Raw genomic sequence first — 16,618 nt, 5'->3', positions numbered from 1 at the left:
GCCGGTGCGGCCGGTCTAGGCCCGCTGTGGGTGGTGCAGACCCAGGTTCTCGTAGATTTCCAGCGATGCCGTGGAGTTGTTCAGCGTAATGAAGTGCAGTCCGGGGATTCCCTCGGCCAGCAGTCGCGCGCAGAACTCCGTGGCGAACTCGATGCCAATGGAGCGTACAGCCGCCGCGTCGTCTTTGGCTGTGAGGATCCGCTCTTTCAGAGCCGAGGGGATCGCCGCGTTGCTGAGCTGCGGCAACCGCTCCAGCATCCGCACGCTGGTCACGGGCATGACCTCGGGGATGACGGGGGTCGGACAACCCGCCGCCGCGACCGCGTCACGCAGCCGCAGATACGACTCCGGGTGGAAGAACATCTGGGTGATCGCGTAGTCGGCGCCGGCCCGGCACTTGTCAACGAAGTGCGTGACGTCCGTGTCCCGGTCCGGGGAGCGCGGGTGCGTCTCGGGGAAGGCCGCGACACCTACGCAGAAGTCGCCCGACTCCTTGATGAGGCGCACGAGTTCGGCGGCGTACGTCAGACCGCTCGGGTGCGGTACCCACTCGCCCATCGGGTCGCCGGGCGGGTCCCCGCGCACGGCCAGGATGTTGCGGATGCCCGCGTCGGCGTACTGGCCGATGATATTGCGCAGTTCGGCGATGGAGTGGTTGACCGCGGTGAGGTGGGCGACCGGGGTGAGCGTCGTGTCGGAGACGATCTGCTGGGTCTCCTTGACCGTGCCCGCGCGCGTCGACCCGCCGGCGCCGTACGTCACGGACACGAAGTCCGGGGCGACCGCCTCGACCCTCCTGAGCGCGTTCCACAGGTTCCGTTCGCCCTTGGGTGTTTTCGGCGCCGAGAACTCGAAGGAGAACGTGGTCTTGCCGGAGGCGAGCATGTCACGCACAGTGCGTGCGTGGTCAGTCCTGGTGGACGCGGTTCCGAGGGCCATACCCGAAGGTTAGTCAGGGGGCGGCGGTCCCCCAACCGGATGGCGGAAATTTGCCCCGGATTGTCGGGTTGTTGTCCACCCCTCGGACACCCTCGCGACGAACGTCTACGACGAACGCAGGCGCTTGGCGAACTCCGTCGCCGCCGCGCCCGGGTCGTCCGCCTCGGTGATCGCCCGTACGACGACGACCCGGCGGGCGCCCGCCTCCAGCACCTCGTCCAGATTGCCGAGGTCGATGCCGCCGATGGCGAACCAGGGGCGCTCGGTGGCCCGCCCGGCCGTGTACCGGACCAGGTCGAGGCCGGGGGCGTGGCGGCCCGGCTTGGTGGGGGTCGGCCAGCAGGGGCCCGTGCAGAAGTAGTCGACGCCCTCCTGGACGGCGGCTGCCGCGGCCTCGGACTCTGCGTGCGTGGAGCGGCCTATGAGCACGTCCGGGCCCAGGATCGCGCGGGCCGCCGGGACGGGCAGGTCGCCCTGGCCGAGGTGCAGTACGTCGGCACGGGCGGCGTGGGCGACGTCCGCGCGGTCGTTCACCGCGAGGAGCCTGCCGTGCCGGGCGCAGGCGTCGGCGAAGACCTGGAGGTGGTCCAGCTCCTCGGCGGCCTCCATGCCCTTGTCGCGCAGTTGCACGATGTCGACCCCGGCGGCCAGGACGGTGTCCAGGAACTCGGCGAGGTCGCCCTGGCGTCGGCGGGCGTCGGTGCAGAGGTAGACCCGGGCGTCGGCGAGCCGGGCGCGGGCGGTGCCGGCGTCGGCGGTCGCCCCGGGCACGGTGTCGGTCGTCTCGGGCATACGTGTGTCCCCCATGGGCGCACCCATGGGAGGTGTTCTCCCTGGGCGCGCCCCTGTGTGGCGGCGTACGGACCCTGCCCGCGCGCCGAACGGCTGGTCTGATCAGACGGCGAGCGCCTGGGCGCGGCGCTTCACCTCCGTGCCGCGATTCTCGCTGAGGGCCTGCGCGGGGGTGCCGGGCAGGCTGGGGTCGGGAGTGAAGAGCCACTCCAGCATCTCTTCGTCGGAGAAGCCGTCGTCCCGCAGGAGCGTCAGGGTGCCGGTGAGGCCCTTGACGACCTTCTGCTCGGTCCCGTCGATGAAGGCGGCGGGGACGTGCAGCGCGCGGTTCTCGCCACGGCGTACGGCGATCACTTGGCCCTCCTTGACCAGCTGCCGGACGCGTGTCACCTCGATGTCGAGGATTTCCGCGATGTCGGGCAGCGTGAGCCAGGCGGGGACGAGAGCATCGATCTTTGCGTCAATCTCGGTCACGGGACAAGCCTGCCATCCCGCACTGACAGTCGGAAGCCGGACCCCTCCGACCTGCGCCGTTACGGTCGCGTCGAGGCCGTGTCGAGCCGCGCCGCGCTATGCCGTGGCCGCCTTCATCGGCCGGGACGGGTCCCTCAGCGCCTCGGCGTCCATGAGAGCGCCCGCCTCGATCAGTCGGCGGCCCTGGGCCAGGTCCCGGGGGCGGCCCACGGCCAGCAGGGCGACCAGACGGCCCTCCAGCAGCCAGCAGACCGTCCAGGCGGGGCCGGTCGGGTCGCCGCGCCACAGGGTGGTGTCGGCGGAGCCGTGGTGGCCGACGTACTGGACGAAGCGGCCGAACTGCTCCGACCAGAAGTACGGGACCGGGTCGTAGACCTCGGGGGACTCCCCGATGATGTTCGCGGCGACCGTACGGGGGCCCTGGAGGGCGTTGTCCCAGTGGTGGACCAGCAGGCGTCGGCCGTACCTTCCCGAAGGGAAGGAGGCGCAGTCGCCGACCGCGTAGACGTCCGCCGCGGAGGTGCGCAGGTGGTCGTCGGCGACGACCTCCCGGTGCTCCCCCAGGGCGATCCCCGAGTCCGCCAGCCAGGCCGTGGCCGGGCGGGCCCCGATGCCGACGACGACGGCATCCGCGGGCAGCCGCGCGCCGTCGTCGAGCACCACCGCGCCGGGCTCGACGCGGGCCACGCGCGCGTGGGTGCGCAGCGAGGCGCCGCTGTCGGCGTACCAGGCGGCCATCGGCGCGGCCACCTCGGCGGGCAGGGCGCCCGCGAGCGGCCGGTCGGCGGCCTCGACGACGGTGACGGCGCAGCCCGCCTCGCGCGCGGCGGTGGCGAACTCGGCGCCGATCCAGCCGGCCCCGACGACCACGATGTCGTGCTGGCGCGCGAGGACGGGCCGCAGCCGCTCGGCGTCGTCGAGGGTGCGCAGCAGATGCACTCCGGGGACACCCTCGGTGCCCGGCAGGCGGATCGGCTCGGCACCGGTCGCGAGGACCAGGGCGTCGTACGGGACGGGCCCGTCGGCGGTGTCCAGCTCATGTGCGCCGGGGCGGACGCCCAGCACCTCTCGCCCGAGCAGCAGTTCGATGCCGAGGGCCTCGAAGTCGACGTCGAAGGCGGAGCCCTCGGCCTTGCCGAGCAGCACGGCCTTGGACAGCGGCGGCCGGTCGTACGGCTGATGGGGTTCGGCGCCGATCAGGGTGACGGTGCCGGTGAACCCCTGCTCGCGCAGGGCCACCGAGGTCTGCACCCCGGCCATGCCCGCGCCCACGACGACCACGCGCCGCGGCTGCGACACACCCCGCGCGCCCTGTGCCTGCGTCTGCTCGCTCACCCGATCACCATAGACAACTGACAAATTGTCAGTCAGTGGGCGCGGTCCGTGACCTACTCCACACCCGCCCGCTCGACCTGCTCCACCACGCTCGTCCCGCTGCCCGGCCGCGACTCCCACTCCCAGGTCTCCGCCAACCGCAGCCGCCCGTCCGGCAGTTCGGTCACCTCGGAGACACAGTGGCCCGAGGACGTCGTCCCGTCCTGCTTCAGCTGCACGTACCGGAAGTCGAGCCGGTCGCCCTCCCGCGTCCCCACGAGATGGCCGCGTACGACGTCGCCGCCCGCGTACTCGGCCCAGATCTCGCCGTCCTTCTCGTGGTAGGTGAAGCGGGTTCGCGTGCCGACCTGGCCCGGTGCCTGGTCTTCGACCGGGGCGAGGACGAGACCGTCGAGCGAGCGGGGCATGGGCGGAGGCTCCCTTACACGTGCGGTGCACTGCGGGCTAGGGTGGCCAGCGTAAGCACTCGCGGGAGCCCGGACGGACCGGGCTGAGAGGGAGGCTGGCGGCCTCCGACCGTACGAACCTGATCCGGGTCATGCCGGCGAAGGGAGGGGCTGGACGCCCATGTCGCGTACACACACCTCGGACGTCGTTGTCGTCGGAGGCGGGATCATCGGGCTGGTGACGGCCTGGCGGGCCGCACAGCGCGGGCTGACCACGACCGTCGTGGATCCCGCGCCGGGCGGTGGGGCCGCGCAGGTGGCGGCCGGGATGCTGGCCGCCGTCACGGAACTGCACCACGGCGAACAGACCCTGCTCGGGCTGAACCTGGAGTCGGCCCGCCGTTACCCGGACTTCGTGGCCGAGCTGACCGAACTGACCGGCCGCGACCTCGGCTACCGCCGCTGCGGCACCCTCGCCGTCGCCCTCGACGCCGACGACCGCGCCGAACTGCGCGAACTGCACGCCCTGCAACGGCGGTCGGGGCTGGAATCGGAGTGGCTCTCGGGGCGCGAGTGCCGGCGCCTGGAGCCGATGCTCGCGCCGGGCGTGCGCGGGGGCCTGCGGGTGGACGGCGACCACCAGATCGATCCGCGGCGGCTGGCCGGGGCGCTGGTGGACGCGTGCGGGCGGGCCGGGGTGGTGCTGCGCCGGACGTGGGCCGAGCGGCTCGACGTACGGCGGGGGCGGGCCGTGTCGGTCCTGGACTCCGACGGCGACGAGTTGGCCGCCGGGTCGATCGTGCTGGCCGGGGGCAGCCTCAGCGGGCGGCTCGCGGGGGTCCCTGAGGCCGTGCTGCCGCCCGTACGGCCCGTCAAGGGGCAGGTGGTCCGGATGACCGTGCCGGAGCGGTACGCGCCGTTCCTGAACCGTACCGTGCGGGCCGTGGTGCGCGGCAGCCAGCTCTATCTGGTGCCGCGCGAGAACGGCGAGCTGGTCGTCGGGGCGACGAGCGAGGAGCTGGGCTGGGACACGACGGTCACGGCGGGCGGCGTGTACGAGCTGCTGCGCGACGCCCATGAACTCGTCCCCGGGATCACCGAGTTGCCGCTGACGGAGACGCGGGCCGGGCTGCGCCCCGGGTCCCCGGACAACGCACCGCTGCTCGGGCCGACCGCGCTGGAGGGACTGCTGCTGGCCACGGGCCACTACCGCAACGGTGTGCTGCTGACGCCGGTCACCGGCGATGCCCTGGCGCACGCGCTGGTCACCGGTGAACTGCCGGACGAGGCGCGGGCCTTCACACCCCGGCGGTTCGACACCGTACGCATGGAACGTATGGAGCAGCTCGTATGAATGTTCTGGTCAACGGCCAGCCGCGCGCGGTCTCCCCCGGTACCGCACTCGACGTCCTGGTCAAGTCCCTCACCGCGGCGCCCTCCGGAGTGGCCGCCGCGCTCAACGAAACCGTCGTCCCGCGCGCGCGGTGGTCGTCGACCCGCCTCTCCGAGGGAGACCGCGTCGAAGTCCTCACCGCCGTCCAAGGAGGCTGAGCCATGGCCGACGATCCGTTTGTCCTCGGTGGTACGTCCTTCACGTCCCGGCTGATCATGGGTACGGGGGGTGCGCCCAGCCTCGATGTGCTGGAGCGGGCGCTGGTGGCCTCCGGCACGGAGCTGACGACGGTCGCGATGCGGCGCGTCGATCCCTCGGTGCACGGGTCTGTGCTGTCGGTGCTGGAGCGGCTCGGCATCCAGGTGCTGCCCAACACGGCGGGGTGCTTCACCGCCGGGGAGGCCGTGCTGACGGCTCGGCTGGCGCGGGAGGCGCTCGGTACGGATGTGGTGAAGCTGGAGGTCATCGCCGACGAGCGGACGCTGCTGCCGGATCCGGTCGAGTTGCTGGACGCGGCGGAGGTGTTGGTGGAGGACGGGTTCACTGTGCTGCCGTACACGAACGACGACCCGGTGCTGGCTCGTAAGCTGGAGGACGTGGGGTGTGCCGCTGTGATGCCGCTCGGGTCGCCCATCGGGTCGGGGCTGGGGATTCGTAACCCGCACAACTTTCAGCTGATCGTGGAGCACGCGCGTGTGCCGGTGATTCTGGATGCGGGGGCCGGTACCGCGTCCGATGTCGCTCTGGCGATGGAGTTGGGGTGTGCGGGGGTGATGCTGGCGTCTGCTGTCACCCGGGCGCAGGATCCTGTGCTGATGGCGGAGGGGATGCGGTACGGGGTTTCTGCGGGGCGGTTGGCCTACCTGGCGGGGCGGATTCCTCGGCGGCACTTCGCTGCGGCTTCGTCTCCTGTTGCTGGGGTTGCCTGGTTGGATCCTGAGCGGCCTGGTTTTTAGGTGCCCTGGGTTTCACCCCCCTTGATTTCCCGCCCGCACCACCCGTTTCCAGCCCGTTAACCAGTGGACCTCTCCTGTGGGGGTTCTCGCCATCGGCGGCTGCGGGTGCGGTTCGGTGGCAGTCGGCTGCTCTCCGCTCGTGCGATCTGCGTCACAGGTCGGCTTCAGTCCCGCTGCTTTCCTGGGTGAAACCGTGGGCTTGTCAGTGTCTGCTCGTACACTCACCTGCGTGGATACGACCCTTCAGGACCCTCTCGTCGGGCAGGTGCTCGACGGCCGCTATCGCGTGGACGCGCGGATCGCGGTCGGCGGGATGGCCACGGTCTACCGGGCCGTGGACACCCGTCTCGACCGCGTGCTCGCCCTCAAGGTGATGCATCCGGGGCTCGCGGCCGACGTGTCCTTCGTCGAGCGGTTCATCCGGGAAGCGAAGTCCGTGGCCCGGCTCGCGCACCCCAACGTCGTGCAGGTCTTCGACCAGGGCGCCGACGGGTCGTACGTCTATCTCGCCATGGAGTACATCGCCGGGTGCACCCTGCGTGACGTGCTGCGCGAGCGCGGCGCGCTCCAGCCGAGGGCCGCGCTCGACATCCTGGAGCCCGTCCTCGCCGCGCTCGGCGCCGCACACCGGGCCGGGTTCGTGCACCGCGACATGAAGCCCGAGAACGTCCTGATAGGGGACGACGGGCGGGTCAAGGTCGCCGACTTCGGGCTCGTGCGCGCCGTGGACACGGTGACGAACACCACCGGTGCCGTCATGGGCACCGTCTCCTATCTCGCGCCCGAGCAGATCGAGACCGGCACCACCGATCCCCGGGTCGATGTGTACGCCTGCGGCATCGTCCTCTACGAGATGCTGACCGGCGACCAGCCGCACTACGGCGACTCCCCCGCGCTGGTGCTCTACAAGCACCTCCACGAGGACGTGCCGCCGCCGTCGGCCCTCGTACCGGGGCTGGCCTTCGAGCTGGACGAACTGGTCGCCCTGGCCACCGCGCGCAACGCCGACATCCGCCCGTACGACGCCGTGGCGCTGCTCGCGCAGGTCCTGGAGACACGTGGCTCGCTCGACGCCGAGCAGCTGGACGCCGTACCGCCGCAGGCCGTCGCCTCGGGGCACGACAACGCCGAGGACCTGACGAGCGTCATCCCGCGCGCGGTGTCGGTGCAGCGGGCCCTGAACGTGCAGCGGCCCCTGCCCGTCAACGAGGACGAACCCCCCGTCGACGAGCGGCGGTTCAACCGGACCAGCCGGCTGGAGTCCGTGGCCACCGCTCCCCCGGCGTCCGCCCCGCCCTCCCGGCGGGCCCCCCGGAGCCCGAAACGGCGTGCGCCGCTCGCCATCCTCGTCGCCCTGCTGCTCGTCCTCGGTGTGGGCGCGGGCGTCTGGTACATCAACTCCGGGCAGTTCACACAGGTCCCGGCGGTGCTGGCGCAGACCCAGGCGCAAGCCGAGGATCGGCTGGCGGACGCCGGACTCGACCTCGGGAAAGTCGACAAGGCCTACAGCGACACCGTGGAGCGCGGCACCGTCATCAGCACCGACCCTGACGTCGGCGCCCGCATACGGAACAACGACTCCGTGGACCTCATCGTCTCCCTGGGGCCGGAGACCGTGCCGGTGCCCCGGCTCGCCGGTTACCGCCTCGACAGGGCCAGGGCCCAGCTGAAGCGGGCCGGTCTGGAGCCGGGGCGGGTCACCCGGGAGTTCAGCGAGGACGTGCCCCTGGGTTCCGTGATCAGCACCGACCCTGATCCCGGCACCGAGCGGCGCGCGGGTTCCGCGGTCGCCCTCGTCGTCAGCAAGGGCAGCCCGGTGGAGGTCGCCGACGTCACCGGCGCGACCCTCGCCGACGCGCAGGCCGAGCTGGAGGAGGCCGGGCTCAAGGTCGAGGTCGCCACCGGAACCGTCGCCTCGGACGAGTTCGAGGCGGGGCAGGTCGCCGTCCAGTCGCCCGAGGGCGGCACGGAGGCGGCCGAGGGCGACACGGTCACGCTGACGATCTCCAAGGGCCCCGAGATGATCGAGGTCCCGGATGTCGTGGGCGACAGCGTCGCCGACGCCAAGGAGGCCCTGGAAGCGGCCGGGTTCCAGGTCGACGAGGACCGGGGGCTGCTCGGGCTCTTCGGCGACACCGTGAAGAAGCAGTCCGTGAAGGGTGGCAAGACCGCCGCCAAGGGGTCGACCATCACCATCACGATCCGCTGACCTCGGATCTGCGCCCCACCCGGGAGCGGGAGGGCAGCCCGCTCCCGGTCGACGTGTCCTGGCGACGGCAGCGCCGATCGCGGCGGCCACCATGGCGGACCCCCTGGCGGGGCCGCGATGGCGGGCGCCCCGAGAGGTCAGTGTCAGGCATCCGCCGACGGGAGGCGCCGCGTCGCGTGACACCCTGGCAGGGTGACCAGCAAGCAGCTCCGCAACCCCGTCGGCGGCCATGTTCCCGTGGCCGGCGGTCTCCACTCCGTCGGCCTGTCCTACGCCCGCGACCTCCTGGCCGAGACCGTGCAGGTCTTCGTCGCCAACCCGCGCGGCTGGGCGACGCCCGTCGGCAGTCCCCGCCAGGACGAGGAGTTCCGCGCGGCCTGTGCCGAGGCGTCGATCCCGGCGTACGTCCATGCCCCGTACCTGATCAACTTCGGCTCGCACACCGAGGCGACCGTCGAGCGGTCCGTGGAGTCGCTGCGGCACTCGCTGCGGCGCGGGCGGGAGATCGGCGCGCTGGGCGTCGTGGTGCACACCGGGAGCGCGACGGGCGGGCGGGAGCGGTCCGTGGCCCTCCAGCAGGTCCGGGAGCACTTGCTGCCGCTGCTCGACGAGCTGACCCACGACGACGACCCGTTCCTCCTCCTGGAGTCGACCGCCGGGCAGGGCTCCTCCCTCTGCTCGCGCACCTGGGACTTCGGGCCGTACTTCGAGGCACTCGACGCCCATCCGAAGCTCGGCGTCTGTCTCGACACCTGCCACATCTTCGCGGCCGGGCACGATCTGACCGGGCCCAGCGGGATGCACCAGACCCTCGACCTGCTCGTCGACACGGTCGGCGAGGGGCGGCTGAAGCTGATCCACGCCAACGACTCCAAGGACGTCGTCGGCGCCCACAAGGACCGGCACGCGAACATCGGCGCCGGTCACATCGGCGAGGACCCGTTCCGCGCGCTGATGACCCACCCCGCGACCGAGGGCGTACCGCTGATCATCGAGACGCCCGGCGGCAAGGAAGGGCACGCGGCGGACGTGGAACGGCTGAAGAAGCTCCGGGAATACCCCTAGGGGGTATACGGTTGGTGAGTGCAGAACAAGGCCCACCACACCGTCAGACCGTGACACCCGGGGGTACCCATGGAGCACGAGACACACGCACACGACCAGCAGCACTCACACCACCACGCACCGGCCGCCACCTGGTCCGTGGCCGTCCAGGCCACCCTGCACTGCCTCACCGGCTGCGCCATCGGTGAGGTGCTCGGCATGGTCATCGGCACGGCCTTCGGCTGGGGCAACGTACCGACACTGATCCTGGCGATCGTCCTCGCCTTCTTCTTCGGGTACGCGCTCACCCTGCGCGGCGTCCTGAAGGCGGGCGTCGGATTCCGCACGGCCGTCCGGGTCGCGCTGGCCGCCGACACCCTCTCCATCGCCGTGATGGAGCTGGTCGACAACGGCGTGATCACGCTGTGGCCGGGCGCGATGGACGCCGAGCTGGGCGATCCGCTGTTCTGGGGCGCGCTGGCGATCTCACTGGCCGTCGCCTTCGTGATCACCACGCCGGTCAACAAGTGGACGATCGGCCGGGGCAAGGGCCACGCGGTGGTACACCAGTACCACCACTGACCCGGAGACCACGGGAGTCAGAGCTCGGGACCGTCCCCGGGCTCCTCCTGGTACGAGTAGCGCTGCTCACGCCACGGGTCGCCGACGTTGTGATAGCCGCGCTCCTCCCAGAAGCCACGGCGGTCGGCGGTCATGTACTCGATCCCGCGCACCCACTTGGGGCCCTTCCAGGCATACAGATGGGGCACCACCAGGCGGAGCGGGAAGCCGTGTTCCGCGGTGAGGAGTTCGCCGTCCTTGTGGGTGGCGAAGATCGTGCCGTCGGACGCGAAATCGGCCAGCCGGAGGTTCGAACTGAAGCCGTATTCGGCCCAGACCATGACGTGCGTGACCTCGGGCGCCGGCGGCGCGGCCTCGAGAATCGTCCGGGCCGGAATTCCGCCCCACTCCGCGCCGAGCATGCTGAACTTCGTGACGCAGTGCAGATCGGCCACGACGGAGCTGTACGGCAGAGCCGTGAACTCGTCATGGTTCCAGCAGTGCTTCTCACCGTCGGCGGTGGCGCCGAAGACCCTGAACTCCCAGCGCTCGGAGCGGAATTTGGGCACCGGGCCGTAATGGGTGACCGGCCAGCCGCGTTGCACTCGCTGACCCGGCGGCAATTCGGGCTGCGCCGCACCTCCTGAATCGCGCTCTCCCGATTCACGTTCCACCGGCTGACCCATGACTCCATCCTGACAGACCAGGCAGAGTGCGCATGACCAGGCCTGTCCAGACATGCATGGATTCCAACAAGTCCGGATAACTTGGACTAAGCATGCCCTAACTTACTAAGTACGCACTTACTGGACGATCTTCGACGGCGGTGCAATCATTCGGCGGCAACCTCCCTAGTTCCCCCGCTTTGGAAGGAGCCTCTGCAATGCAGGGCGACCCCGAGGTCATCGAATTTCTCAACGAGCAGCTGACCGCCGAACTCACGGCGATCAACCAGTACTTCCTGCACGCGAAGATGCAGGAGAACTTCGGCTGGACGAAGCTCGCGAAGTACACGCGGCACGAGTCGATCGACGAGATGAAGCACGCGGAGGTGCTCACCGACCGGATCCTGTTCCTGGAAGGCCTGCCGAACTACCAGCGGCTCTTCCATGTGCGGGTGGGACAGACCCTCACGGAGATGTTCCAGGCCGACCGACAGGTCGAGGTGGAGGCCATCGACCGCCTCAAGCGCGGTATCGAGGTCATGCGCGGCAAGGGCGACATCACGTCCGCGAACATCTTCGAGTCGATCCTCGCCGACGAGGAACACCACATCGACTATCTGGACACCCAGCTGGAACTGGTGGAGAAGCTCGGCGAGGCGCTGTACATCGCGCAGCTGATCGAGCAGCCGGAGAGCTAAGCAGCTTCGTCGAGCTGTTCGGCCAGGACCGGCTGACCCTCGTCCACGAGTCCACGGGTCGGGTACGCACCCCTGCCCAGCAGCGCCTGGATGCGTCGTACGCACGAGCCGCAGTCCGTGCCCGCCTTGCAGGCCGAGGCGATCTGACGGGGGGTGCAGGCGCCGTCCGCCGCGTGCTTCTTCACTTGCGCCTCGGTCACTCCGAAGCAGTTGCAGACGTACACGCGGGTCCACCTCCCGACGGGAATACAAAGGTTGCGCCGTCCCGAAGATCGGTGAGGCTAACCTAACCTTACCCGGCCCACAGAAGGCTTAAAAGTGGCGTGGGGCGCGGATCGTATGTGATCCGCGCCCCACGCCATACTCCTGTAACAGGCGAAAAGCCTGGTGATCTACTACTGGTCGCGGTACATCTCCGCGACGAGGAACGCCAGGTCAAGGGACTGGCTGCGGTTCAGGCGGGGGTCGCAGGCCGTCTCGTAGCGGTGGTGGAGGTCGTCGACGAAGATCTCGTCGCCGCCGCCCACGCACTCGGTGACGTCGTCGCCCGTCAGCTCCACATGGATACCGCCGGGGTGCGTCCCCAGCTCCTTGTGGACCTCGAAGAAGCCCTTGACCTCGTCGAGCACATCGTCGAAGCGGCGGGTCTTGTGACCGGAGGCCGCCTCGAAGGTGTTGCCGTGCATCGGGTCGGTCACCCAGGCCACCGTCGCACCCGACGCCGTGACCTTCTCGACCAGCTCGGGCAGCTTGTCCCGGACCTTGTCGGCGCCCATGCGGACGATGAAGGTCAGCCGGCCCGGCTCACGGTCCGGGTCGAGACGCTCGATGTACTGGAGCGCCTCCTCGGCCGTCGTCGTCGGGCCCAGCTTGATGCCGATCGGGTTACGGACCTGGGAGGCGAACTCGATGTGCGCGCCGTCCAGCTGCCGGGTGCGCTCACCGATCCACACCATGTGCGCCGAGACGTCGTACAGCCGTCCGGTGCGGGAGTCGACGCGGGTCAGCGCCGACTCGTAGTCCAGGAGCAGCGCCTCGTGCGAGGAGTAGAACTCGACCGTCTGGAACTCGGCCGGGTCCGTCCCGCAGGCGCGCATGAAGTTCAGCGCGTTGTCGATCTCGCGGGCCAGCTGCTCGTACCGCTGGCCGGACGGGGACGACTTCACGAAGTCCTGGTTCCAGGCGTGCACCTGGCGCAGGTCGGCGTAACCGCCGGTGGTGAAGGCGCGGACCAGGTTGAGCGTGGAGGCGGACGCGTTGTACATCCGCTTCAGGCGCTCGGGGTCCGGGATCCGGGACTTCTCGTCGAAGTCGAAGCCGTTGACCGAGTCGCCGCGGTAGGTCGGCAGGGTCACGCCGTCGCGGGTCTCGGTGCCCTTGGAGCGCGGCTTCGAGTACTGGCCGGCGATCCGGCCGACCTTCACGACCGGCACGGAGGCCGCGTACGTGAGGACGGCGCCCATCTGGAGGAGGGTCTTCAGCTTGGCGCGGATGTGCTCCGCGCCGACGGCGTCGAAGGACTCGGCGCAGTCGCCGCCCTGGAGCAGGAACGCCTCTCCCTTGGCGACGGCCGCCATCCGGGCGCGCAGCTGGTCGCACTCCCCCGCGAAAACGAGCGGGGGATACGACTCCAGCTCCGCAACGACTGCGCGCAGAGCCTCGGTGTCGGGGTACTCGGGCTGCTGCGCCGCGGGCAGGTCTCGCCAGGTGTTGCCAGCGCTCGCGCTGGTCTTAGCGTTCACGGTCACGGCCCCAACATTACGGGGTCAAGTCGGGCGTCCGACCGCCTGCTCATCAAGTGAGACACGGTTCGCTCGTTCGGGTCCGGTGGGCGGAATGGCCGGTCCGTGCGCCGGTTCGCGCTGCGCGGGAGACTCGTGGTGTATGGTCCCTCGCATGTTCGCGCACCCGACCCAGAACCAGAACTGGTGGTGGACCGCTCACCCGGCGGCCCACTGACTGCGCGTACGCAAGTCTTCGCGAAGGCCGCCCGAGGGGCGGCCTTCGGTGTTTCCGCGGACTTTCGCACCGGCCGTTCCTCCCGATCACTGATCCAGTCATCGATGGAAGAGGAACGAGGAACCATGCGCCTTGACCGGCTCCTGCACGACACCCGCCCGTTCGCCCTGCTCCGCCGCCGCACCCCCGGCCACGATCACGACATGGTCGAACTGCTGCTCGGCCCGGTGACCACGTACGACCGGCTCGCCGACATCCCCGACGAGGGCCTCGCCCTGATCCCCTACCGCCAGATCCGCGAGCGCGGCTTCGACGTCCGCGACGACGGCACCCCGCTCTCGGTGCTCACGCCCGAGGAGACGTACGAACTCCCGCTGGCGGACGCGCTGGAGCAGCTCCCCGCGCACGACGTGCGGGTCGCGGGCGGTGGGTTCGATGTCGGGGACGAGGAGTACGCGGAGATCGTCGGGCGGGTGCTGCGGGAGGAGATCGGGCGCGGCGAGGGGGCCAACTTCGTCATCCGGCGGACGTACGAGGGTGGGATCCCGGGGTTCGGACGCGCCGACGCCCTCGCGCTGTTTCGGCGGCTGCTGGTCGGGGAGCGGGGCGCGTACTGGACGTTCGTCGTGCACACCGGGGAGCGGACACTCGTCGGGGCCAGCCCCGAGGTGCACGTCCGGATGTCCGGCGGGACGGTGGTCATGAACCCGATCAGCGGGACGTACCGTTATCCGGCCGAGGGGCCGACCCCCGAGCATCTGCTCTCGTTCCTCGCCGACGGCAAGGAGATCGAGGAGCTGTCGATGGTCGTCGACGAGGAGCTCAAGATGATGTGCACCGTCGGTGACATGGGCGGGGTGGTGGTCGGGCCCCGGCTGAAGGAGATGGCCCATCTCGCGCACACCGAGTACGAGTTGCGCGGGCGGTCCTCCCTGGATGTGCGGGAGGTGCTGAAGGAGACCATGTTCGCGGCGACCGTCACCGGGTCGCCCGTCCAGAACGCCTGCCGGGTCATCGAGCGGCACGAGGTCGGTGGGCGCGGCTACTACGCGGGGGCGTTGGCACTGGTCGGGCGGGATGCGGGCGGGGCCCAGACCCTCGACTCGCCGATCCTCATCCGGACCGCCGACATCGCGCCGGACGGACGGCTGCGGGTGCCGGTCGGCGCCACGCTCGTCCGTGGCTCGGACCCGGCGAGCGAGGTCGCCGAGACCCACGCCAAGGCGGCCGGGGTGCTGGCGGCGCTGGGTGTTGTGCCGGGGAGGGCGCGGGAGACGGGCGTACGGCCTCGGCTCGCGGACGATCCACGGGTGCGGGCGGCGCTGGACGGGCGGCGGGCGTCGCTGGCGCCGTTCTGGCTGCGGATGCAGGAGCGGACGGAGGAACTCACCGGGCACGCGCTGGTCGTCGACGCCGAGGACACCTTCACGGCGATGCTGGCGCACGTCCTGCGCTCGTCGGGACTTGAGGTGACCGTGCGGCGCTACGACGAACCGGGGTTGCGGGAGGCGGTCGTACGGCACGAGGGGCCCTTGGTGCTCGGGCCCGGCCCCGGTGATCCGGGCGATCCGGCCGACCCGAAGATGCGGTTCCTGCGCGAGCTGACCGCCGAGGTGCTCCGCGATCATCGGCACGGTGTCCTCGGTGTCTGTCTCGGGCACGAGCTGATCGCGGTGGAGCTGGGGCTGGAGATCGTACGGAAGGAAGTGCCGTACCAGGGCGCGCAGACGGAGATCGATCTGTTCGGGCGGACGGAGACGGTCGGCTTCTACAACAGCTTCGTGGCGCACTGCGACGACGAGGCCGCGGCGGAGCTGGCGGCGCATGGGGTTGAGGTCAGCAGGAGTGAGGGTGGGGAGGTGCATGCGGTGCGGGGGCCCGGGTTCGCGGGTGTTCAGTTCCATCCGGAGTCGGTGCTGACGCTGGGTGGGGCGAGTGTCGTACGGGAGTTGGTGGCCGGGGTTCAGTCCTTGCAAGCGCGGTAGTTCTTTTGCCGCGAGCCGGTGGGGGCTGGTCGCGCAGTTCCCCGCGCCCCTGAAAGGCCGGGGCTGCGCCCCGTGCCTTTCAGGCCCGCAGGGCCGGAGTTTTTAGGGGCGCGGGGCTGTGTCAATTTGCGGCTCCGCCGCGGGGCGCGACCAGCCCCCACCCACCGTCAGCCGAAGAACACACCGACCTCCTCGTACAGCTTCGGATCGACCGTCTTCAGCTTGGCCGTCGCCTCCGCGATCGGGACGCGGACGATGTCCGTGCCGCGCAGGGCGACCATCTTGCCGAAGTCCCCGTCGCGGACCGCCTCGATGGCGTGCAGGCCGAAGCGGGTGGCGAGCCAGCGGTCGAATGCGCTGGGGGTGCCGCCGCGCTGGATGTGGCCGAGCACCGTGGTGCGCGCCTCCTTGCCCGTCCGCTTCTCGATCTCCTTGGCCAGCCATTCGCCGACGCCGGAGAGGCGGACATGCCCGAAGGGGTCGAGGGACTGGTCCTTGAGGACCATGTCGCCGTCCTTGGGCATCGCGCCCTCGGAGACGACCACGATCGGGGCGTACGAGGCCTTGAACCGTGAGGTCACCCAGGCGCAGACCTGGTCGACGTCGAAACGGTGTTCGGGGATGAGGATGACGTTGGCGCCGCCCGCGAGCCCGGAGTGGATCGCGATCCAGCCCGCGTGCCGGCCCATCACCTCGCAGACGAGGACGCGCATGTGCGACTCGGCGGTGGTGTGCAGCCGGTCGATCGCCTCCGTCGCGATGCCGACCGCGGTGTCGAAGCCGAAGGTGTAGTCGGTGGCGGACAGGTCGTTGTCGATCGTCTTCGGTACGCCGACGACCGGGATCCCGTGTTCGTCGGTGAGACGGGCCGCGACTCCGAGGGTGTCCTCGCCGCCGATCGCTATGAGCGCGTCGACCTGCTGGGCGGCGAGGGTCTCCCGGATGCGGGCGATGCCGTTCTCCTGCTTCAGCGGGTTGGTGCGGGAGGAGCCGAGGATGGTGCCGCCGCGCGGGAGGATGCCGCGCACGGCGGGGATGTCGAGGCGCACGCTGGTGCCCTCCAGTGGACCTCGCCAGCCGTCCCGGAAGCCGACGAAGTCGTAGTCGTACTCCTGTACGCCCTTGCGGACGATGGCCCGGATGACGGCGTTGAGCCCGGGGCAGTCGCCGCCTCCGGTCAGTACTCCGACGCGCATGGAAATGTCCCTTCGCCGCGGATACG

Annotated in this window: 18 protein-coding genes and 1 riboswitch; of the genes, 9 read left to right on the top strand and 9 right to left on the bottom strand. The window is 70.4% G+C overall.

The window, feature by feature from the left end:
• Positions 1–15: 15 nt before the first annotated feature.
• The 5 genes from metF to OG787_RS36990 all read right to left on the bottom strand — a co-directional run bounded on the left by metF (position 16) and on the right by OG787_RS36990 (position 3,947).
• Positions 16–939, bottom strand: a complete 924-nt coding sequence (gene metF, locus OG787_RS37010; protein ID WP_369035384.1) for a methylenetetrahydrofolate reductase [NAD(P)H] — start codon at positions 937–939, stop codon at positions 16–18.
• A gap of 105 nt (positions 940–1,044) precedes the next feature.
• Positions 1,045–1,731 (bottom strand): thiamine phosphate synthase, encoded by a 687-nt coding sequence (gene thiE / locus OG787_RS37005; protein ID WP_369035383.1) that lies wholly within the window; start codon positions 1,729–1,731, stop codon positions 1,045–1,047.
• Positions 1,732–1,833: 102 nt separating this feature from the next.
• The gene (locus tag OG787_RS37000) at positions 1,834–2,205 is read right to left on the bottom strand and encodes an Rv2175c family DNA-binding protein (RefSeq protein ID WP_369035382.1); all 372 of its coding nucleotides are present in this window, start codon (positions 2,203–2,205) and stop codon (positions 1,834–1,836) included.
• A gap of 96 nt (positions 2,206–2,301) precedes the next feature.
• Positions 2,302–3,540, bottom strand: coding sequence for an NAD(P)/FAD-dependent oxidoreductase (locus OG787_RS36995; RefSeq protein ID WP_405538155.1), 1,239 nt, complete (start codon positions 3,538–3,540; stop codon positions 2,302–2,304).
• A 53-nt stretch (positions 3,541–3,593) separates the two neighbouring features.
• On the bottom strand, positions 3,594–3,947 hold the full coding sequence (locus tag OG787_RS36990; RefSeq protein ID WP_405538154.1) for a hypothetical protein: 354 nt from the start codon (positions 3,945–3,947) through the stop codon (positions 3,594–3,596).
• A 51-nt stretch (positions 3,948–3,998) separates the two neighbouring features.
• A riboswitch (TPP riboswitch) is annotated at positions 3,999–4,110 on the top strand.
• Between OG787_RS36990 and thiO the strand changes: the two genes are divergently transcribed.
• The 6 genes from thiO to OG787_RS36960 all read left to right on the top strand — a co-directional run bounded on the left by thiO (position 4,108) and on the right by OG787_RS36960 (position 10,110).
• Positions 4,108–5,280, top strand: a complete 1,173-nt coding sequence (thiO, locus tag OG787_RS36985) for a glycine oxidase ThiO (RefSeq protein ID WP_405538153.1) — start codon at positions 4,108–4,110, stop codon at positions 5,278–5,280. Its footprint overlaps the riboswitch before it by 3 nt.
• Positions 5,277–5,477 carry a sulfur carrier protein ThiS gene (gene thiS / locus OG787_RS36980; protein ID WP_369035379.1) on the top strand — a complete coding sequence of 67 codons (201 nt, stop codon included), beginning with the start codon at positions 5,277–5,279 and terminating at the stop codon, positions 5,475–5,477. The genes thiO and thiS overlap by 4 nt, the downstream gene beginning before the upstream one ends.
• Positions 5,478–5,480: 3 nt before the next feature.
• Entirely contained in the window at positions 5,481–6,275 is a 795-nt protein-coding gene (locus OG787_RS36975) for a thiazole synthase (protein WP_369035378.1), read from the top strand.
• A gap of 229 nt (positions 6,276–6,504) precedes the next feature.
• Positions 6,505–8,484, top strand: coding sequence for a Stk1 family PASTA domain-containing Ser/Thr kinase (gene pknB, locus OG787_RS36970; RefSeq protein ID WP_405538152.1), 1,980 nt, complete (start codon positions 6,505–6,507; stop codon positions 8,482–8,484).
• A 192-nt stretch (positions 8,485–8,676) separates the two neighbouring features.
• Positions 8,677–9,549 carry a deoxyribonuclease IV gene (locus OG787_RS36965; RefSeq protein ID WP_369035376.1) on the top strand — a complete coding sequence of 291 codons (873 nt, stop codon included), beginning with the start codon at positions 8,677–8,679 and terminating at the stop codon, positions 9,547–9,549.
• Between the two features lie 69 nt (positions 9,550–9,618).
• Complete coding sequence (locus tag OG787_RS36960) at positions 9,619–10,110, top strand: DUF4396 domain-containing protein (RefSeq protein WP_369035375.1); 492 nt, start codon at positions 9,619–9,621, stop codon at positions 10,108–10,110.
• Between the two features lie 17 nt (positions 10,111–10,127).
• On the opposite strand, the gene OG787_RS36955 is transcribed toward OG787_RS36960, so the two are convergent.
• Positions 10,128–10,775, bottom strand: coding sequence for a sulfite oxidase-like oxidoreductase (locus OG787_RS36955; RefSeq protein ID WP_369035374.1), 648 nt, complete (start codon positions 10,773–10,775; stop codon positions 10,128–10,130).
• Positions 10,776–10,972: 197 nt separating this feature from the next.
• On the opposite strand from OG787_RS36955, the gene bfr reads away from it, so the two are divergent.
• Positions 10,973–11,452 (top strand): bacterioferritin, encoded by a 480-nt coding sequence (bfr, locus tag OG787_RS36950; protein ID WP_369035373.1) that lies wholly within the window; start codon positions 10,973–10,975, stop codon positions 11,450–11,452.
• Here bfr and OG787_RS36945 read toward each other — a convergent pair.
• Positions 11,449–11,676, bottom strand: coding sequence for a bacterioferritin-associated ferredoxin (locus OG787_RS36945; protein ID WP_369035372.1), 228 nt, complete (start codon positions 11,674–11,676; stop codon positions 11,449–11,451). The two genes, bfr and OG787_RS36945, sit on opposite strands and share 4 nt — an antisense overlap.
• Positions 11,677–11,847: 171 nt before the next feature.
• A complete protein-coding gene (locus tag OG787_RS36940) occupies positions 11,848–13,200 on the bottom strand; it encodes a class II 3-deoxy-7-phosphoheptulonate synthase (RefSeq protein ID WP_369035371.1) in 1,353 nt (450 codons plus the stop codon).
• A gap of 88 nt (positions 13,201–13,288) precedes the next feature.
• On the opposite strand from OG787_RS36940, the gene OG787_RS36935 reads away from it, so the two are divergent.
• Both OG787_RS36935 and OG787_RS36930 read left to right on the top strand, forming a co-directional pair.
• Positions 13,289–13,411 carry a trp operon leader peptide gene (locus OG787_RS36935; RefSeq protein ID WP_369035370.1) on the top strand — a complete coding sequence of 41 codons (123 nt, stop codon included), beginning with the start codon at positions 13,289–13,291 and terminating at the stop codon, positions 13,409–13,411.
• A gap of 125 nt (positions 13,412–13,536) precedes the next feature.
• A complete protein-coding gene (locus OG787_RS36930) occupies positions 13,537–15,396 on the top strand; it encodes an anthranilate synthase family protein (protein WP_405538151.1) in 1,860 nt (619 codons plus the stop codon).
• 167 nt (positions 15,397–15,563) lie between these two features.
• On the opposite strand, the gene OG787_RS36925 is transcribed toward OG787_RS36930, so the two are convergent.
• Positions 15,564–16,592: a 6-phosphofructokinase gene (locus tag OG787_RS36925; RefSeq protein ID WP_369035368.1), complete on the bottom strand. Its 1,029-nt coding sequence runs from the start codon at positions 16,590–16,592 to the stop codon at positions 15,564–15,566.
• Between the last annotated feature and the right edge of the window lie 26 nt (positions 16,593–16,618).

It is taken from the genome of Streptomyces sp. NBC_00075 (assembly GCF_045041225.1).
In the GTDB taxonomy this organism is placed as follows: domain Bacteria; phylum Actinomycetota; class Actinomycetes; order Streptomycetales; family Streptomycetaceae; genus Streptomyces; species Streptomyces adonidis.
The sequence above is the reverse complement of the archived record's forward strand: the minus strand, read 5'-3'. Positions and strand labels throughout refer to the sequence as shown.

Coding starts and splice junctions, on each gene's coding strand:
- metF (WP_369035384.1), bottom strand. CDS start 939: ATGGCCCTCGGAACCGCGTCCACCAGGACTGACCACGCACGCACTGTG.
- thiE (WP_369035383.1), bottom strand. CDS start 1,731: ATGCCCGAGACGACCGACACCGTGCCCGGGGCGACCGCCGACGCCGGC.
- OG787_RS36990 (WP_405538154.1), bottom strand. CDS start 3,947: ATGCCCCGCTCGCTCGACGGTCTCGTCCTCGCCCCGGTCGAAGACCAG.
- thiO (WP_405538153.1), top strand. CDS start 4,108: ATGTCGCGTACACACACCTCGGACGTCGTTGTCGTCGGAGGCGGGATC.
- thiS (WP_369035379.1), top strand. CDS start 5,277: ATGAATGTTCTGGTCAACGGCCAGCCGCGCGCGGTCTCCCCCGGTACC.
- OG787_RS36975 (WP_369035378.1), top strand. CDS start 5,481: ATGGCCGACGATCCGTTTGTCCTCGGTGGTACGTCCTTCACGTCCCGG.
- OG787_RS36960 (WP_369035375.1), top strand. CDS start 9,619: ATGGAGCACGAGACACACGCACACGACCAGCAGCACTCACACCACCAC.
- OG787_RS36955 (WP_369035374.1), bottom strand. CDS start 10,775: ATGGGTCAGCCGGTGGAACGTGAATCGGGAGAGCGCGATTCAGGAGGT.
- bfr (WP_369035373.1), top strand. CDS start 10,973: ATGCAGGGCGACCCCGAGGTCATCGAATTTCTCAACGAGCAGCTGACC.
- OG787_RS36935 (WP_369035370.1), top strand. CDS start 13,289: ATGGCCGGTCCGTGCGCCGGTTCGCGCTGCGCGGGAGACTCGTGGTGT.
- OG787_RS36930 (WP_405538151.1), top strand. CDS start 13,537: ATGCGCCTTGACCGGCTCCTGCACGACACCCGCCCGTTCGCCCTGCTC.
- OG787_RS36925 (WP_369035368.1), bottom strand. CDS start 16,592: ATGCGCGTCGGAGTACTGACCGGAGGCGGCGACTGCCCCGGGCTCAAC.